Annotated in this window: 15 protein-coding genes and 1 pseudogene; 12 read left to right on the top strand and 4 right to left on the bottom strand. The window is 63.5% G+C overall.

The annotated features are described in order from the left end of the window. Positions 1-44: 44 nt before the first annotated feature. A complete protein-coding gene (locus tag ACZBJS_RS02980; RefSeq protein ID WP_463438331.1) occupies positions 45-1,184 on the bottom strand; it encodes an acyl-CoA dehydrogenase family protein in 1,140 nt (379 codons plus the stop codon). 81 nt (positions 1,185-1,265) lie between these two features. Here ACZBJS_RS02980 and ACZBJS_RS02975 point away from each other — a divergent pair, with 81 nt between their 5' ends. From ACZBJS_RS02975 to ACZBJS_RS02960, 4 genes are read left to right on the top strand one after another with little or no spacing between them, the layout of a single operon-like run. Continuing rightward, positions 1,266-2,132, top strand: a complete 867-nt coding sequence (locus ACZBJS_RS02975; RefSeq protein WP_083714940.1) for a FadR/GntR family transcriptional regulator — start codon at positions 1,266-1,268, stop codon at positions 2,130-2,132. A gap of 57 nt (positions 2,133-2,189) precedes the next feature. Further along, entirely contained in the window at positions 2,190-2,999 is an 810-nt protein-coding gene (locus ACZBJS_RS02970) for an enoyl-CoA hydratase/isomerase family protein (protein ID WP_225648237.1), read from the top strand. Between the two features lie 13 nt (positions 3,000-3,012). Next, entirely contained in the window at positions 3,013-5,250 is a 2,238-nt protein-coding gene (locus tag ACZBJS_RS02965) for an acyl-CoA dehydrogenase family protein (RefSeq protein ID WP_463438330.1), read from the top strand. 10 nt (positions 5,251-5,260) lie between these two features. Next, on the top strand, positions 5,261-6,454 hold the full coding sequence (locus ACZBJS_RS02960) for a CaiB/BaiF CoA transferase family protein (protein WP_141342319.1): 1,194 nt from the start codon (positions 5,261-5,263) through the stop codon (positions 6,452-6,454). A 21-nt stretch (positions 6,455-6,475) separates the two neighbouring features. Here the strand turns inward: ACZBJS_RS02960 and ACZBJS_RS02955 are convergent, their stop codons facing one another. Next, positions 6,476-6,970, bottom strand: coding sequence for a MarR family winged helix-turn-helix transcriptional regulator (locus ACZBJS_RS02955; protein ID WP_253587174.1), 495 nt, complete (start codon positions 6,968-6,970; stop codon positions 6,476-6,478). Positions 6,971-7,177: 207 nt separating this feature from the next. Here ACZBJS_RS02955 and ACZBJS_RS02950 point away from each other — a divergent pair, with 207 nt between their 5' ends. The 7 genes from ACZBJS_RS02950 to ACZBJS_RS02920 all read left to right on the top strand — a co-directional run bounded on the left by ACZBJS_RS02950 (position 7,178) and on the right by ACZBJS_RS02920 (position 14,065). Further along, a complete protein-coding gene (locus ACZBJS_RS02950; RefSeq protein WP_141342320.1) occupies positions 7,178-7,504 on the top strand; it encodes a hypothetical protein in 327 nt (108 codons plus the stop codon). Positions 7,505-7,517: 13 nt separating this feature from the next. Then, entirely contained in the window at positions 7,518-8,837 is a 1,320-nt protein-coding gene (locus ACZBJS_RS02945) for a Rieske 2Fe-2S domain-containing protein (protein WP_141342321.1), read from the top strand. After that, positions 8,834-9,799 (top strand): PDR/VanB family oxidoreductase, encoded by a 966-nt coding sequence (locus tag ACZBJS_RS02940; protein ID WP_463438329.1) that lies wholly within the window; start codon positions 8,834-8,836, stop codon positions 9,797-9,799. Before ACZBJS_RS02945 ends, ACZBJS_RS02940 begins: the two co-directional genes overlap by 4 nt. A gap of 27 nt (positions 9,800-9,826) precedes the next feature. Beyond that, the gene (locus ACZBJS_RS02935) at positions 9,827-11,050 is read left to right on the top strand and encodes an ABC transporter substrate-binding protein (protein WP_316394807.1); all 1,224 of its coding nucleotides are present in this window, start codon (positions 9,827-9,829) and stop codon (positions 11,048-11,050) included. Between the two features lie 53 nt (positions 11,051-11,103). Continuing rightward, positions 11,104-12,387: a CaiB/BaiF CoA transferase family protein gene (locus ACZBJS_RS02930; RefSeq protein WP_316394809.1), complete on the top strand. Its 1,284-nt coding sequence runs from the start codon at positions 11,104-11,106 to the stop codon at positions 12,385-12,387. After that, the gene (locus ACZBJS_RS02925) at positions 12,384-13,580 is read left to right on the top strand and encodes a thiolase C-terminal domain-containing protein (RefSeq protein ID WP_316394811.1); all 1,197 of its coding nucleotides are present in this window, start codon (positions 12,384-12,386) and stop codon (positions 13,578-13,580) included. The genes ACZBJS_RS02930 and ACZBJS_RS02925 overlap by 4 nt, the downstream gene beginning before the upstream one ends. Positions 13,581-13,663: 83 nt before the next feature. Next, positions 13,664-14,065 carry a Zn-ribbon domain-containing OB-fold protein gene (locus tag ACZBJS_RS02920; protein ID WP_141342326.1) on the top strand — a complete coding sequence of 134 codons (402 nt, stop codon included), beginning with the start codon at positions 13,664-13,666 and terminating at the stop codon, positions 14,063-14,065. Positions 14,066-14,284: 219 nt separating this feature from the next. Here the strand turns inward: ACZBJS_RS02920 and ACZBJS_RS02915 are convergent, their stop codons facing one another. Next, entirely contained in the window at positions 14,285-14,794 is a 510-nt protein-coding gene (locus ACZBJS_RS02915) for a ParB N-terminal domain-containing protein (RefSeq protein ID WP_463438328.1), read from the bottom strand. 406 nt (positions 14,795-15,200) lie between these two features. Here ACZBJS_RS02915 and ACZBJS_RS02910 point away from each other — a divergent pair, with 406 nt between their 5' ends. Continuing rightward, a complete protein-coding gene (locus ACZBJS_RS02910; protein WP_463438327.1) occupies positions 15,201-15,779 on the top strand; it encodes an enoyl-CoA hydratase/isomerase family protein in 579 nt (192 codons plus the stop codon). Positions 15,780-15,988: 209 nt separating this feature from the next. Here the strand turns inward: ACZBJS_RS02910 and ACZBJS_RS02905 are convergent. Next, positions 15,989-16,228, bottom strand: a pseudogene (locus ACZBJS_RS02905) (DUF2000 family protein); the annotation flags it as partial. Between the last annotated feature and the right edge of the window lie 7 nt (positions 16,229-16,235).

The raw sequence follows: 16,235 nt of genomic DNA, 5'->3' as shown, positions 1-16,235 counted from the left end.
GTTCGTTCCTCCCTGCAATTGCTTCTTCTTGAAATCGATCCGCGCTAGCGCAGCAGCTCGCGGGCGATCACCACGCGCTGGATCTGGTTGGTGCCCTCAAAAATCTGGGTCAGCTTGGCATCGCGCATCATGCGTTCGACCGGATAGTCCATCGTGTAGCCGTAGCCGCCGAAGATCTGGACCGCGTCGGTCGTCACCTTCATCGCCATGTCGCTGCCGACGCATTTGGCCATGCTGGCAAGCACGTTGAGCCGCTTCCAGTCGCCGGCATCGCCGGCGTGGGCACATTCGTAGACCAGCGCGCGGGCCGCCTCGATCTGCATGGCCATGTCGGCGAGCATGAACTGCACGCCCTGGAACTCGGCGATCGGTTTCTTGAATTGCTTGCGCTCCTTGGCGTAGGCGACGCAGGCATCCAGTGCGCCTTGTGCGAGGCCGACGGATTGCGCGCCGATGGTCGGCCGGTTGAGGTCGAGCGCGCGCATCGACGCGCGAAAGCCCTTGCCTTCCTCACCGACGAGATTTTCCGCGGGAACGCGGACATTGTCGAAGAAGATCGGCGTGTTGGGCGCGCCGCGAAAGCCCATCTTGCGCTCGTGGCGGCCGAACGTGATGCCCGGCATTCTCTTCGGCTCGACGATGAAGGCGCTGATGCCGTCTGCACCGGCGCCGTCACTGGTTCGCGCCATGACCACGATGTAGTCGGCCGCGACACCATAGCTGCACCACTGCTTGCGGCCGTTCAGGACATAACTATCGCCGTCCTTGCGGGCGCGGGTGTTGAGCGCGGCGACGTCGGAGCCGGCCTGCGGCTCCGAGATCGCGATTGCCGTGACCACGCCACCCTCGGCGATGATCGGCAGATACTTCTTGCGCTGCTCCTCAGAGCCGAAATGCAGCAGCGGCATGATGAACATGGTGTTGAGCGCGGCGATCGACGCACAGGCAGGGGAGACCCTGGAGATCTCCTCGCGCGCGATGCAGGCCATGGTCAGGTTGCCATTCGGGCCGCCATAGCGCTCCGGCACCCAGAGCTGCATCAGTCCCATCTCGCCGAACAGCTTGACCAGTTCGAGCGGGAAGCGGTCGGTTTCGTCGATCTCGGCGGCGATCGGCGCCACGTGCCTGGCGACCATTCTGCGCACGTTGTCACGGAACGCGACCTGCTCCTCGGAAAAACTCATGCGAACTCCCGTTTCGTTTTCTTTGCCGGAAGCAAAAAAAGGGCTTCCATTGAATGGGTGATCCATTTAATAATTCACCGCATGAGCACCAAGTCAAGCCCTCGCGCGCCGCGGCGCTCCCGTGCCGCCTCGCCGAGCCGCCGGGAGCGGGCCACCGATCATCGTGCGGCCGGCTCGCCGGCCGCGCCGACATTCAAGCCGATTCACACCAGGCGGACGTTCGAGGAGATCTGCGAGCGCATTCGCGAGCAACTCGCGCTCGGCGTGCTCAAGCCCGGCGACAAGCTGCCGGCCGAGCGCGAACTGGCTCAGCAGCTCGGCGTCAGTCGGAATGTGCTGCGGGAAGCATTGCGCAGCCTCGAAATGGCCGGCGTGCTCCGGCTGCAGAAGGGCGTCAAGGGCGGCGCCTTCATCCAGCAGGGCGACACCCGCCGCATGAACGAGGTCATGCGCGACATGCTGAGCCTCGGGACGATTTCGGTACGGGAATTGTCGGAGGCGCGGGTCCACGTCCTCGACCTCGTGGTGCAGTTGGCTTGTGCCAATGCCCGCCGGGCCGATCTCGATGCATTGGAAGCCAATATCGAGCGGACGGAGCTTGCGACCAAGGAGGGGCGGCTGCTCGACCGGGTCGAATGTTCGCGCGAGTTCTACAAGCTGCTGGCGGCCTCGACTGGCAACAAGGTGATTGCGATGATCGTGGACTCGGTCACCGAGATCCACATGCGCTTCGTCTATGCCAAGGTCGCTTCCAGCGGGGTCGCGATGGCGCGGCTGGCCGAGAAGCGGCGGCAGTTCCTGGCGGCCCTCAGCGAACGGAACGTCGATCTGGCAAGCCGATTGCTGCGATCGCATCTGGAATCCGTGCAGCGCATGCTCGAGCAGGATCCGGGCGCCATGTCGCTTCACGTCGCATTGGCGGATGTGCAGCCCGGGATGCGCCGCTAGCGCGCGCCCGCGTTGCCAATAATCAACAACTCAAACAGCGAAACAATGGAGGCAAACGTGTCCAATTACGCCAAATATGAATGCCTGACGGTCGAGGTCGCGGACAAGGTCGCGACCGTGACCTTGAACCGCCCGCAGGCGCGCAATGCCATCAATCAGAAGCTGATCCGCGAGTTGCGCACGATCTGGGACGACCTCGCCGACGATCACGCCGTTAATGCCGTGGTGCTGACCGGGGCGGGCGACTTCTTCAGCGTCGGTGGCGACGTCAAGGCGATGTCCGAGCGGCCCGGCGGCGACGTGCTCGAAGAGGGCGAGGTGCACGATCCCATGATCAGCCGCCGCGGAGTCACCCGCCAGCTCGAGCTCGACAAGCCCATCATCGCGGCGATCAATGGCGATGCCATCGGCCTTGCGGCGACCCATGCGCTGCTTTGCGACATCACGGTGATGGCGGAAGACGCGCGGATCGGCGACACCCACGTCTCGCGTGTCGGCCTCGTCGCCGGCGACGGCGGCACAGTGATCTGGCCGCTGCTGGTCGGCATCAACAAGGCCAAGGAATTCCTGATCCGCGGCACGCTCCTGAAGGGAAATGAGGCGGAGCGGATCGGGCTGGTCAATCATGTCGCGCCGCGCGCGGAGGTGTTGGCCAAGGCCCGCGCGATCGCGGTCGAGCTCGCCAACGGTCCGACCTGGGCCATTCGCTGGACCAAGCTGTCGATCAACCAGATCGTCAAGGAGCGCGTCAACATGCTGCTGGAGGCGTCGATGGCGCTGGAGCAGGTGACGTTCGAGACTGCCGACCACAAGGAAGCGACTATGTCGTTCAAGGAGAAGCGGAAGCCCAGATTCGGCCAGGCATAGCGCGGGCCTCACCATGGCGGCGATCGAAGCCTCGAATGACGATGTCGCAGGAATGCTGCGCGATTCCTTGCGCGGTTTCCTGGACGAGCATTGGCTTCCACTCGGTTTAGCCGCATCGTCCTCGCCGGACGAGGTGTCGGCGATCTGGCGCAAGCTCGTTGGGCAGGGCGTCGCCGCGCTTGGTGCGGAGAGCAGCGAAGGCGGGCTCGCCGAAATCCTCGTCGTCATGGCGGAACTCGGCCGGGCCGGCTGCACGGCGCCGATGTGGTCTGCGGCGCTCGCCAATCTTGCGATCTCCGGATCGCAGGTCGACGTCGCGGTGGATCTGCTGGAGCGGCTGCAGTCCGGGGAGGCGACCGTCGCCTTCTCATTTGGTGCGCTGGATCCGGACGCCGGCACAGGAGCGGTTGAGGTCACGGACCTCAAGGCAAAGGGCGTGCTTCGTTTTGTCGAGGCTGCCGGAGGCGCGACGCACCTTCTGGTCGTTCTTGACCAGGCCCAGCTTGGGCTGATCAATCTTGACGGTCCCGGTGTCGAGTGCGTCGCAACCCGCGCGATGGGAGCGTGGGGACTCTACGAGGTCCGGCTGAACGAAGCGCCGCTCACGCGCATTCCCATAGATACAGTCGATCTCGACCATCTCCGCATCAAGGGCAGAGCGATGTTGACCGCGCGTGCCTATGGCGCGGCGCGGCGTGCCTTTGAGCTCGCCGTGGACTACGCCAAGGAACGGCACCAGTTCGGGCAGCCGATCGGCAGGTTCCAGGCCATCCAGCACAAGCTGGCCGACTGCCTGATTGCGCTCGAAGGCGTCAGGTTGATCCTCGACCATGCCGCCAGACTGCATGACGGCGGCGAGGGCGGCTGGCGCTACTTCGCCGATTGCGCATCGGCGTTCTCCGGTCATGCGCTACGGCAGGTGTCGCTGGAGGTCCAGCATACGTTCGGTGCGATCGGTTATGCCGAAGAGCACGAGGCGCCAATCCACTTCAAGCGCGTGCATCTCGATACGATCGCGCTTGGCGGCGTCTCGGATGCCAAGAGCAGGCTGGCAGCGCGGCTGTTGGATGCGGGCGGCGTCGGGCTGCCGCAATATGACCTCGGGGCCGCTGGAAATGCGTTTCGCGAGCAGATCCGGCTCTGGCTCGAGCAACACTGGACTGGAGATACGAAGCAAGCATTCGACGGAAGGCCCTTCGCCAAGCGTGAGTTCGATGCCGGCTTCGCCCGCGACATCGGTGAGACCGGATGGATCGGGCTCGGATGGCCAGAGCAATTCGGCGGCCAGGCGCGCTCGCCCCTGGAGCAGATCGCCTTCATGGAGACCATGGAGCGGGGCGAGGCGCCGCGGATCGGCGCGGCGATCCAGGCCAATGCGCTGATGATGTTCGGCACGGCAGCGCAGCAGCAGAAATACCTTCCGGAAATCCTGCGTGGCGAAGCGATGCATGGCATGGGCTACAGCGAGCCGCAGGCAGGGTCGGACCTTGCCGCGCTGCGCACCAGTGCGGCCAGGGACGGCGATCACTGGGTGATCAACGGCCAGAAGATCTGGACCACCACCTGGTGGGGCAAATACATGTTCCTCGCCGCGCGGACCGACAAGGACGCGAAGCCGCCACACGCGGGCATCAGCATGTTCATCGTGCCGATGGATGCGCCGGGCATCACGATCAGTCCATCAGCAACCATGTATGATGGCACGTTTGCCAACATCTTTTACGACAACGTCCGCATCCCCGCCGAGAACCTGGTCGGCGAGGTCAATGGCGGTTGGAAAGTGTTGACCGGCGCGCTGGCCTTCGAGCGCGGGCTGGTTGGTGGCGGGATCGTCCTGAAGGTCGCGCACGCCTTCGAGCAACTGCGTTCGCAAGTGATGGCGAAGCAAGGTGATCGGTCTCTCGCCGATGATCCAATCATCCGCGACAGGATGGTGACCTTGGCGTCAGAGATCGAGATCGGCCGTCTCTTGATGATGCGTTGCGCCGAACTTGCCGCCGACGGCGTGACGCCGCCGGAATATGGCGCGATCAGCAAGGTGTTCTCCGGTGAGCTGATGGAGCGATTCGGCGAGGCTGCGCTCGACATCCTTGGCATGCGTGCCGCGCTGTCCGAGCAGATGCCGGGCGCGATCGACAACGGTCGCTTCGAGCAAAGCCTGCGGCATTCGCTGATGTGGGTCATCAGCATCGGGACCAACGAGATTCAGCGCAGTCTGATCGCGCAACGCGCGCTCGGGCTGCCGAGATAGGAGAGATCGGATGCAGAAGGATGGCGACAGGGCGCCGCTCACCGGCGTGCGCGTGCTCGATTTCTCGATCATGGTGGCAGGGCCGTATTGCGCGCGGCTGCTCGCCGACGTCGGCGCCGAGGTCATCAAGATCGAGCCTCCGGAAGGCGATGACATGCGGTTGCGAACGCCGCTGCGCGAAGGCCACAGCACCTATTTCGGCCAGCTCAATGCCGGCAAGCGTAGCCTGGCGCTGGACCTGAAGAATGCCGACGCCATCAGGCTCGTACATCGCATGGTCGCGGAGGCGGACATTCTCGTCGAGAATTTCCGCCCTGGCGTGATGGACCGCCTTGGTCTTGGCTACGAGACGCTCTGCGAGATCAACCCGCGCCTCATCTATTGCTCGATCTCGGGTTATGGCCAGTCAGGCCCAGCAGCCGAGCGCGCGGCTTATGCGATGATCGTCCATGCCGAGAGCGGATTCGATCACTCCTTGATGCGTTATGCCGGTGACCGGGAGCGTCCCGCGCCGGGCGCGATCTTTGTCGCCGATATCCTCGGCGGCATCTTCGGCTATTCCGCGATCCAGACCGCGATGGTCCAGCGAACGCGCACCGGGAAAGGACAGCGCGTCGATGTAGCCTTGATGGACTGCATGATGAATCTGCTGGTCTATGAGCTTCAGGAGGCGCAATTCCCGATCCGTTCGCCGCGCCCGACCTATGGGCCGGTCCGCGCGCGCGATGGCGATATTCTGATCGCCCCGGTCACGCCGCGTAATTTCGCGGCGCTGTGCGAGGTGACCGGGCAGGAAGAGTTGGTGAACGATCCGCGCTTTTCGACCATTCCAGCGCGCGGCGCCAATTGGACCGCCATGATGCAGGTGATCGAGAAATGGACCGAACGCCACACCGTTGCTGAATGCATCGCGGCGCTGGATCGCGCCGGTGTTCCCTGCGCCGAGTACCGGACGCCGGGCGCGGCGCTGACCGATGCCCATTTGCGCCAACGTGGGGTGTTTGGGACCGTCTCGGACGGGGCAGGTGACTTCATCGGCGTCAATGCGCCATGGCAGATGTCCGGGGCCGATACGCCGATGGGACGTCGAGTTCCCGGGATCGGCGCGCAGCGGGACGATGTGCTGTCGCGGATCCTGGGCCTGTCGCCGGACGCAATCGCGACGCTCGCCGCTGCGGGCACGTTCGGGAAGGTGCAGGCGTAGGGCCGCTGGACGCCGGCGATTTCACGTATCGGCCGGACTGTCCGGCGGCGGAGCCTTCGCGATCGCCAACAGGCATTTCAGGAAATGCGCGCGGTCCTCCTTGCGAAGGGGGGCCAGCATGATGTTTTGCAGCTCGGTGGCGGCCGGAATGACGGCGAGAAGCGCTTCCTCGCCTTTAGCCGTGATCTGCACCTGGAGCGAGCGGCGGTCGTCCGGATTGTCTTTCTTCGAGACCAGTCTGCGCGCGACCATGCGCTTCAGCATTTCGCTGAGCGTGTTGCGGTCGCAGCTGATCCGTTCGGCCAACACGGAGGGGGTTAGAGGACCTAACTGATACAGCGCCATCAGCACACCGAACTGCCGCGGCGTGATATCGCTCTGGCGCGTCATGCTTTGATAAAGCCCATCGTAGCGGGCCTCCAGCAGACGCAACAGGAATCCGACACCACCCTCGAGCTGCCAGTCGCGTGCAACGTCTGCCGCCGAGGTTGTCTGCTTGCCTTTATCGGCTGCCATGCCGTTGTCTGGATCCCAGCTGCGTTCTGCGAATTGCGTCCTAGCCGTTAGCAGCTTGGCTGATCGTCCTCAACCCTGTGGCGAACCACGTCACCAGCCTCTTTCTGAGGGAGACAGGGTCGGCCTCGGCTCTTGCCAGCCTTCCGATAATGTAGTACGTATACGTATCAAATGCGATGCGAAGACGTCGTTCAGGGAGGTTGAAACTTGGACCTGCGTGAGCTGCTGTCGATTCCCTATTTGCTTGAGGCGGAGGCAGTCGAAACCGAGCCGGGGAAGTGGCGGGTTCGCCTTGCCTATCCGGAGCTGCCGGGGTGCACGGCTGAAGCCGCCGTCGTCGAGGACGCTCTGCGCGAGCTCGAGCGGCGGCGCATCGAATTGATTGTCGGCCTGGTGGAGCAGGGCAAGCAACCTCCCATTCCACGCCAGCCGCTCACCGCATCCGATCCGCTCTGGACCGCCCAGGATCTCGGACTGTCTGACCGTGTCGCCGCGCTTCTCGGCGGCGCGGCAGGCCCGGCCACACGCAATTGAAGGAGGCGACCCCATGCTCTCGCGCGAAGACAATGAACGGCTGGTGAGGGTCGGCAAGGGAACGCCACTCGGCGAACTTTTCCGCCTGTACTGGATTCCTTTCCTGCCGTCGGCTGATCTCGCCGCGGACGGGCAGCCGAAGCGCATCCGGCTGCTGGGCGAGGATCTCGTCGCCTTTCGCGATTCCGAGGGGCGCATCGGGCTGGTCGACCAGGCCTGCCCGCATCGCGGAGCGCCGCTGGTCTTTGCACGAAATGAGGATTGCGGGCTGCGCTGCGTCTATCACGGCTGGAAATTCGACGTCACCGGCGCCGTGACTGACATGCCGGCAGAGCCAGTGCGCAGTCGCCTCAAGGAGCGGGTGCGGATCAAGGCCTATCCCTGCAAGGAGCGCAACGGGATGATCTGGACCTACATGGGTCCCGACCAGGCTGAGCTTCCGCCGCTGCCGAATCTCGAATGGAATCTGGTGCCTGCCGAGCAGGTGCACATCTCGGTTCGCGTCCAGGAGTGCAATTGGCTGCAGGCGGTCGAGGGTGAGATCGATTCAGCGCACGCGCCGCTGCTTCATGGACGACTGGATGCGCAGGGCACGACGAGCGCCTGGATCCAGAAGCGCGACCTGCGCCCGACCTTCGAATGCATTAAGCAGGATTTCGGCATGAGCATCGCCGCGCGGCGCAATTACGATGCCAACACGCTGTACTGGCGGGTCAACCAGTTCCTGCTGCCGTTCTATACGCTGGTGCCTCCGCTGTCTCCGTTCCCGGATTTGAGCGGGCACGCCTGGGTCCCGATCGATGACGAGAACACGCTCTGCATCATGTTCTCCTATCATCCATCGGAGCCGCTGCTGGAGAAAACCCGGCAGGTCTTCGCCGAAGGACACAAGGGCCGCGAGAGTGGTCATGCCAGCCGCCACGCGCTCGTCCAGCACCCGGTGACGGTCCCATACGCAGGCTACTGGACGAAATACAATCCGCAGAACGGCTTTCAGTTCGACTACGAGGCGCAGCGGACCACCTGGTTCTCGGGCCTGCCGGGGCTCTGGGTGCAGGACGGCGCCTGCCAAAGTGGCGTCTCTCCGATCTTTGATCGCACCAAGGAGACGCTCTGCTCAAGTGATACCGGCATCGCGATGACGCGACGTTTCATTCTTGAAGCGCTTGGCGCCTATCGCGATCACGCGATCAAGCCCAAAGGAGTCTTGGACCCGGACGTGTTCATGGTGCGAGCGGTCTCGCTGCGGTTGCCGCCGGAGGATTTGTGGGTTGACGTCGGCGCGCCGTTCATGCGTGCGAAGCTTGGCGCCGATTTCGGGTACGAGTTGTGAGCGCATTCAAACATACGGCTGGTACGCTGGAGGTGCTGGTCAAGCGCATCGGATATGAGGCTGAGCGGATCAATTCGTATGAGCTGATTGCCCCGACGGGCGGCGAACTGACGCCGTTCACGGCCGGGAGCCACATCGACCTGCATCTGCCGAACGACATGATCCGCAGCTATTCGCTGGTAAACGACCAATGCGAGCGGCACCGGTATGTCATCGCGGTGAACAGGGATGGCGAGAGCCGGGGTGGGTCCAGCTTTGTCCACGACACCGTCAGGGTCGGGAACATCATAAGGATCTCCGAGCCGCGGAATAACTTCGCGCTCCGCGAGGAGGCCGACCATTCTGTCCTGATCGCCGGGGGCATCGGCATCACGCCGCTGCTGTCGATGATCCGACGGCTTGAGGCGCTTGGACGTCACTGGGAGCTGTTCTATGCCGCGAGGACGCGCGCCGCTGCCGCATTCCTCGACGAACTCGGCACGTATCGATCGAGGGTACATCTTGATTTCGACGACGAGCGATCGGGGCGGGTGTTCGATCTCCCGGCGCTCGTCAGGAACGCTCCGCCTCGCGCGCATCTCTACTGTTGCGGTCCGGTGCCCATGCTCGAGTCGCTCAAGGCGACGACGTCCGATCGCCCGGCCGATCACGTACATGTCGAATATTTCAAGGCCCGGGAAGCTCCAGCCACCGAAGGTGGCTTCGACGTCAGGCTGGCGCGAAGCAACCGCACGATTGCAGTCGAGCCCGGCAAGACGATCCTCGATGCGTTGCTGGAGGCCGGCATTGCCGCGAACTATGCCTGTACCGAAGGTGTCTGCGGCACCTGCGAGACGCGCGTGCTCCAGGGCATACCCGACCATCGCGACCAGTTCCTGAGCAACGAAGAGCAGGCGGCGAACAAGAGCGTCATGATCTGCTGCTCGGGCGCCAAGTCCCGGACGCTTGTGCTCGATCTCTAACACAACAACATACGACGGGTGGAAACAATGAAGTATCTTTCGCAGATAGCCGGAATAGCTCTCCTGGCCTTTTGTGCCGGTTCGCCGGCGACGGCGGTCGCCGCGCGGTCTCTGAAGATCGGCGTGCTCAACGACGCGTCCGGCCCTTACTCGGACAATGCCGGCGAAGGTTCTGTGACAGCGGCCAAAATGGCGGCCGAGGACTTCATGCGGCTTCATCCGGATTTCAAGGTCGAGATCGTCTCGGCGGATCACCAGAACAAGGCTGATGTCGGCGCCGCCATCGCGCGCCGCTGGATCGATCAGGAGAAGGTCGATGCGGTCGCCGACGTGCCGAACTCGGCCGTTGGGCTGGCGGTCAACGAGGTCATGCGCGGCACCAAAGCGGCGCTGATCGCATCGAGCGCGGCGTCGTCCGACCTGACCGGGAAATACTGCTCACCCAATACGATTCAGTGGACCTTCGATACCTGGGCGGCCTCTCACACCATCGGCGCCTATCTCGTGCATCACGGCGGCAAGAAATGGTACTTCATCGCCACCGACAATGCGCTCGGCAAATCGATGGTGCGCGACGGAACGGCGGTGATCGGTGCCGGCGGCGGGACCGTTCTCGGATCGGTCAATGTACCGATCAACAATGCGGACTATGCCTCGTTCATCCTGCAGGCCGAAGGCTCGGGCGCCGACGTGATCGCGTTCGCGACCGCCGGTGGCGACACCGTCAGCCTGATCAAGCAATCCGCCGAGTTCGGGCTGAAGCAGAGCGGGCGCACCTTCGCCGCGCTATTGACCACCACCAACGATGTCGAGTCTAGCGGGCTTGCGGTCGGGGAGGGGCTGATCATCACGCAGCCGTTCTACTGGGACCTCGACGATGCCAGCCGCGCCTGGTCGACCAAATTCGGCGAGCGGCAGCATGGGCAGTCGCCGACCGCCTTCCACGCCGGCGTCTATTCCTCCGTGCTGGCCTATCTGAACGCGGCGCTGGCGGCGGGAACCAATGACGCGCCGGCCGTGATCCAGAAGCTGAAGGAGAAGCCGATCGATGACGCCTTGTTCGGGCCAGTCGTGGTGCGCGCCGACGGCCGCGCCATCCACAACATGTACATCTTCAAGGTGAAGAGCCCGGGTGCCTCGAAGAGCAAGTGGGACCTGCTGGAGCAGGTCGGCGCGCTGTCCGGGCCGGAAGCCTTCCGGCCGCTCGACCAGGGCGGTTGCTCGCTCGTCGACCCGCCGAAGAGCAATTGACGACGACGGCCGCGATCCTTGGATCAACACTGCTCAAATTGACGGATATCCCGATGCTGGATCAGCTTGAAGCCGACTTCCCCGAGCACACGCCTCGTCCCGCCGGCGCGCCAAGAGCGCTTGAGGCGATCCGGGTGATCGATTTCTCGCATTTCATCGCGGGGCCGTTTGCCACCATGATCCTCGCCGACATGGGGGCCGAGGTGATCAAGATCGAAGCGCCGGGCCGCGGCGACGATCTGCGCCGTTATCCCCCGGTGCATCCCGATCTCAGGCACGGTGCGCCGTTCCTGTGGACCAACCGGAACAAGCGCAGCGTCGCCCTCGATCTCAAATCCCTCGAGGGCCTGAAGATCGCGCGCGAGCTGATCGCGACGGCGGACGTCCTTGTCGAGAATTTTTCCGCGAGCGTGATGGCACGGCTGGGGCTCGACTACGAGAGCTGCCGCAAGATCAAACCCGAGATCATCTACTGCTCGGTGTCGGCCTATGGCCGCGACGGGGCATTTTCGGACCGGCTTGGCTTTGATCCGATCGCGCAGGTCGAGAGCGGCTTCGTGTCGATGAACGGCTATGCCGACCGCGAAGGCGTGCGGGCTTTGTCGCCGGTGATGGACATCAGCACTGCGATGATGGCCAGCAATGCGATCCTTGGCGCCCTGTTGGCGCGCGAGCGCAGCGGGCACGGCCAGGCCGTCGAGGTGTCATTGTTCGAGAACGCCGTCCTGATGACCGGCTACGCGACCACGCAGTCGCTCTTTAGCGGTGCCGATCCGAGGCGAAGCGGCAACACCAGCCCGGACACGTGTCCGTCGGGTGTGTTCCAGGCCAGCGATTGCTCCTTCTATATCAACTGCGGCAACGACAAGATCTTCCAGCGCCTGACGGCGCAGGTTCTCGAGCGCGAGGATCTCGCGGGGGCCGAAATCTATGCAACCGGCCCCGATCGAATCCGCCGGCGCGAGGAGTTGTTCGCGATCCTCGGCGATGCCTTTGCCCGGCAGCCCTGGTCGCACTGGCAGTCGCGGATGCGGGCGGCCGGCGTGCCCTGCGGCCAGCTGCGCACCGTCGGCGAGGCGATCCGTTCGCCCGAGGCGAGGGAGCGCGGGATCGTCACCCGGATCCCGCATGAGACGGTGGGGTGGGTGCCGAACGTGAACCTGCCGATCCGGTATTCGCGGACACCGATCGTGGATCCCGTTGCGGCACCGGCAGTTGGGCAGCACACCGAGAACGTGCTGCTTGAGTTGCTCGGCTACGACAAGACGGAGATCGCGCGCCTTGCCGGAGGCGGAGCCTTCGGCAGCGAGGCTTCGCGACAGGATGCCAAACCGTGACCGGGCGCGCGCGAGACGAGCGCACGCTGCGGGGCCGTGTGGCCGTGATCGGGATCGGTGAAACCGAATATTATCGTCATGGCGCTTCTCCCGATCCGGAATTCAAGCTCGCGTTGAAGGCGATCCTGGCGGCTTGCGAGGATGCCGGGCTCGATCCCCGCGAGATCGATGGCTTCTCGTCCTACAGCGACGATCGCAGCGAGGCGTCACGGCTGGCTGCGGCGCTGGGTACGCATCGACTGCGCTCCGCGACCATGCAATGGGGCGGAGGCGGCGGCGGTTGCAGCGCGGCGGTTGCCAATGCGGCCGCCTCGATCGTCGCGGGCCTTGCCGATTGTGTCGTGGTGTTCCGCTCATTGGCGCAGGGCCAATATGGCCGTTTCGGACAGGCAGCCGGGATTCACACCGTTTCGGGCGAACGGTCCTATCTGATGCCCTATGGGGTGCTGGCTCCCCCGCAGCGCTTTGCCATGCGGGTGCAACGCTACATGCACGAGCATGGCGTGCGACAGGAGGCTTTGCGCGCGATTGCGCTCGCCTCCTATCATCATGCCCAGGCCAACCCGCGCGCGGTGATGCGAGGCAAGCCGCTGGATATCGAGAAGTACGATGCCTCGCGCTGGATCGTGGAGCCCTTCCATCTTTACGATTGCTGCATGGAAAATGACGGCGCAGCGGCATTGGTGCTGGTATCGGCAGAGCGCGCCAGCGACTTCCGGCACAAGCCGGCCTATCTGCTCGGTGCGGCCTTCGGATCCGGACATCGTGCGGCGGCAACGGCGCACAATGCGCCGCTCTACGCCACCGCGAACTTCGGCACCGTTGCATCCGATCTGTACCGCATGGCCGGGGTAGGGCCGTCAGATGTCGGTGTGGTCCAGGCGTACGAGAACTTCACCGGCGGTGTCGTGATGGCGCTGGCGGAGCACGGCTTCTTCAGGCCCGAGAAGGCCAACGACTTCCTGACCTTCGACAATTTGATCGCTCCATCCGGGAGGCTCCCGCTCAACACCAGTGGCGGCAACCTTGCCGAATGCTACATGCACGGCTTTGAGCTGGTGTTGGAAGCGGTTCGTCAGGTGCGTGGCGCGTCGGCGAGCCAGGCTCGACGAAATGATGTGGCGCTGGTGATCGGCGGCCCGATGGTGACGCCGGCCAGCAACCTCATTCTGGGTTCAGAGGCGACGCTATGAGTGGGTCTTCACGTGCGCACTATCTCCCTGCCGGGTTGCCCATTCCGGTCAGTGACCCAGATGGGCTTTCGGCGCCGTATTGGATGGGCCTGCGGGAAAACCGCCTGCTGGTGCAACGCTGCGTCCGCTGCCGTTCCTGGCAGTTCGGGCCTGAATGGATTTGCCACAATTGTCATTCCTTTGACCTTAGGTGGACGGACGTCGAGCCGACCGGCCGCATCTACAGTTGGGAACGCGTGTGGCATCCGTCATACCCGGCGCTAAAGCAGCACGGCCCGTATCTCGCGCTGCTCGTCGAGCTACCACACGCCGGTGGCGTGCGCATGGTGGGTAATCTGCTGGGCGATCCGCGCCAGACCGTGGTCATCGGAACTGAGGTTGGAGGAGTCTTCGAACATCACCCGGAGTCCGATCCATCCTTTTCGTTGCTGCAATGGCGGCTGAAGCAAGGCGCTGACCGGGTGGACGGTCACTCGACCGGCTAACAAGTTTTGTGGATTGGCAAGAATAATCCAGACGCAGACGAGCCGGACCCGGTGTGTCGACGTTATTTCTCTTGGCTTAAGCTGGCTCAAACGAGCGCAGGATGGATGGGGCGAAAGTTCAAGTATTGCTGTGACTTAGAAGATCGCTTGAGCAGCGAGAGATCAAGAAAAATCCATCGCCAGCTAGATGACGTTGGATGCAGGACCGAAGGCGGGCAATCAATAACGGCCACCGTCGCGCTTCTGCTGGGCGATCCAATCCGACAACGTCTTTTTCGGCGTCGGCGCTGAGGTCCGGCTTGGCGTTGTTCTCGGGTTCTCGCCCGCGCCCCTTGCCGAGCGGGCTCGCTGCTTATCCGTCCGGTTCAAGGCAGCACTCGAACTTTCTGCAGCTTCCTTCTCAAGACGCAGCTTTTTCAATCGCGCCATCTTGTCGCGTTCCGCATCTGCTTCGGGTCCCTCGGACAAGAGCGTCCTTTGCTGAGCATCCTCCGCCGAGACCACGATTCCCACAATCGTCGTCTCTCCAAGCGCCTTGCAAGCTTCGAGCCGCTGTAGTCCCTCGACCAGAACGAAGCGGTCTTCGTCGGGCCTGACGAGAATGGGGGTTTGTTGTCCGATTTCCAGAATGCTTCCAGCGATCTCCTCGACGACTTGAGGCTTGATTGCCTTCCTTCTTTTCACGGGAACGTAGATCCTCTCGATTGGGAAGCTTTCCGGTTTGGGCATAACGTCTACTCCGCTGTACAGGCCCGTCCGAAACGTATGCCGGAGAGGCAGGATTTTAAGAATGAACCGCGCGGCTGCAATGGCAATCTTAGCGCGCCGAGGCTTGATCGGTGCGGGAGCCGGGCGCATTCTGAGCGGTGCAGCGCCAACGCGTGATTGTCCGGCGAGCGGTTGCAGTGAGAGTAGGCTATGCGCCTTGTTTCCATCCAGGATCACGACGCGATCCGTGTCATCACCTATGCTAACGCCCCATTCGGCACCATGACGGCCGTCGGGGCGGCTGAGATGTTCGATGCGGTAGCCGCTGCAGGGATGGCCCCATCGGTCCGGGTCATTGTCATTACAGGGGGGCTACCTGGCATCTTCATCCGTCACTACGACGTTGGGGAACTCTCTGAGGCCGCTGATGCGATTGAGCGCGGAGCGTCTCGCGCCCCGTCGTCGCCTGGTCCTCCGGCCACCTGGTTTCCACGCGCTGACGGATGCGATTGCAGCGGTCGACAAGCCGGTCATTGCGGCTATCAATGGCCTGTGCATGGGAGGAGGCTTCGAGCTTTCGCTGGCCTGCGACCTGCGCATCGCCGGGAGCAGTGTTACGGCGATCGGGCTTCCGGAAACGCGCATCGGCATCTTTCCGGGTGGTGGCGGTACACAGCGTTTGCCCAGGATCGTTGGAGAGGCCAGGGCGCTCGAGATGATCCTTCGTGGCCTGACAGTGACGGGACAGCGCGCGCACGAAATCGGAATTGTGCATGAGGTCGTCGCCGATCCGCTCGCGCGTTCCCTTGAGATCGGCGCTGAGCTATCGGGCCGAAGTGCCGAAGGCCTGGCCTTTGCCAAGCGCCTTACCCGGTCAGCTCTCGACCGTCCGTTGGCCGAAGGCCTGGCTGACGAGCGCAAAAGCTTTTCCACCGTGATGAGGACAGCTTCGGCTCGGGAAGGCCTGCGGGCCGGCCGACCACCAGCCGAAATCCAGAAGCTCTAATGTCACACGGCTCCCCTTGAGGTAGCCGGACGCTCGCACGCGAGGGCTTCCCGGTGAGCTTGAAACGTGGCTCACGAGGGCTGGAAGTCTTAATCTCCCAACGAGAGCACCTCGCAGCTATGCTTGAGCGGGGATGGCGCCATGGCGTAAGGGTACACGACCATGCTCATGATGAGGTCAGTCCTCAGGTTCACGACGGGGCGTTATCTTCAGCGCAAGAGCTTCAAATTGCCGGTCAGCGACCGAACCCATTTCTCGGGCCCGTAGAAGCCCACGCCGTCAATCGTCTCGTTCGAGAGCGCGCGCAGCGGAAATTCGGCGAGATAGTCCTCAAAGCGGTGGAGTCCCCTGGCGAATTGAGGAAAGGGGACCAAAATGGCGCCGCTCGCCAATGGCTGCGCGCGCGTCAGCAGTACGGACAGCGCTTCGGGCGTGGCTTGCAGAATTGGTACCGGA

The organism is Bradyrhizobium sp. KZN70725 (assembly GCF_055264925.1).
The sequence above is the reverse complement of the archived record's forward strand: the minus strand, read 5'-3'. Positions and strand labels throughout refer to the sequence as shown.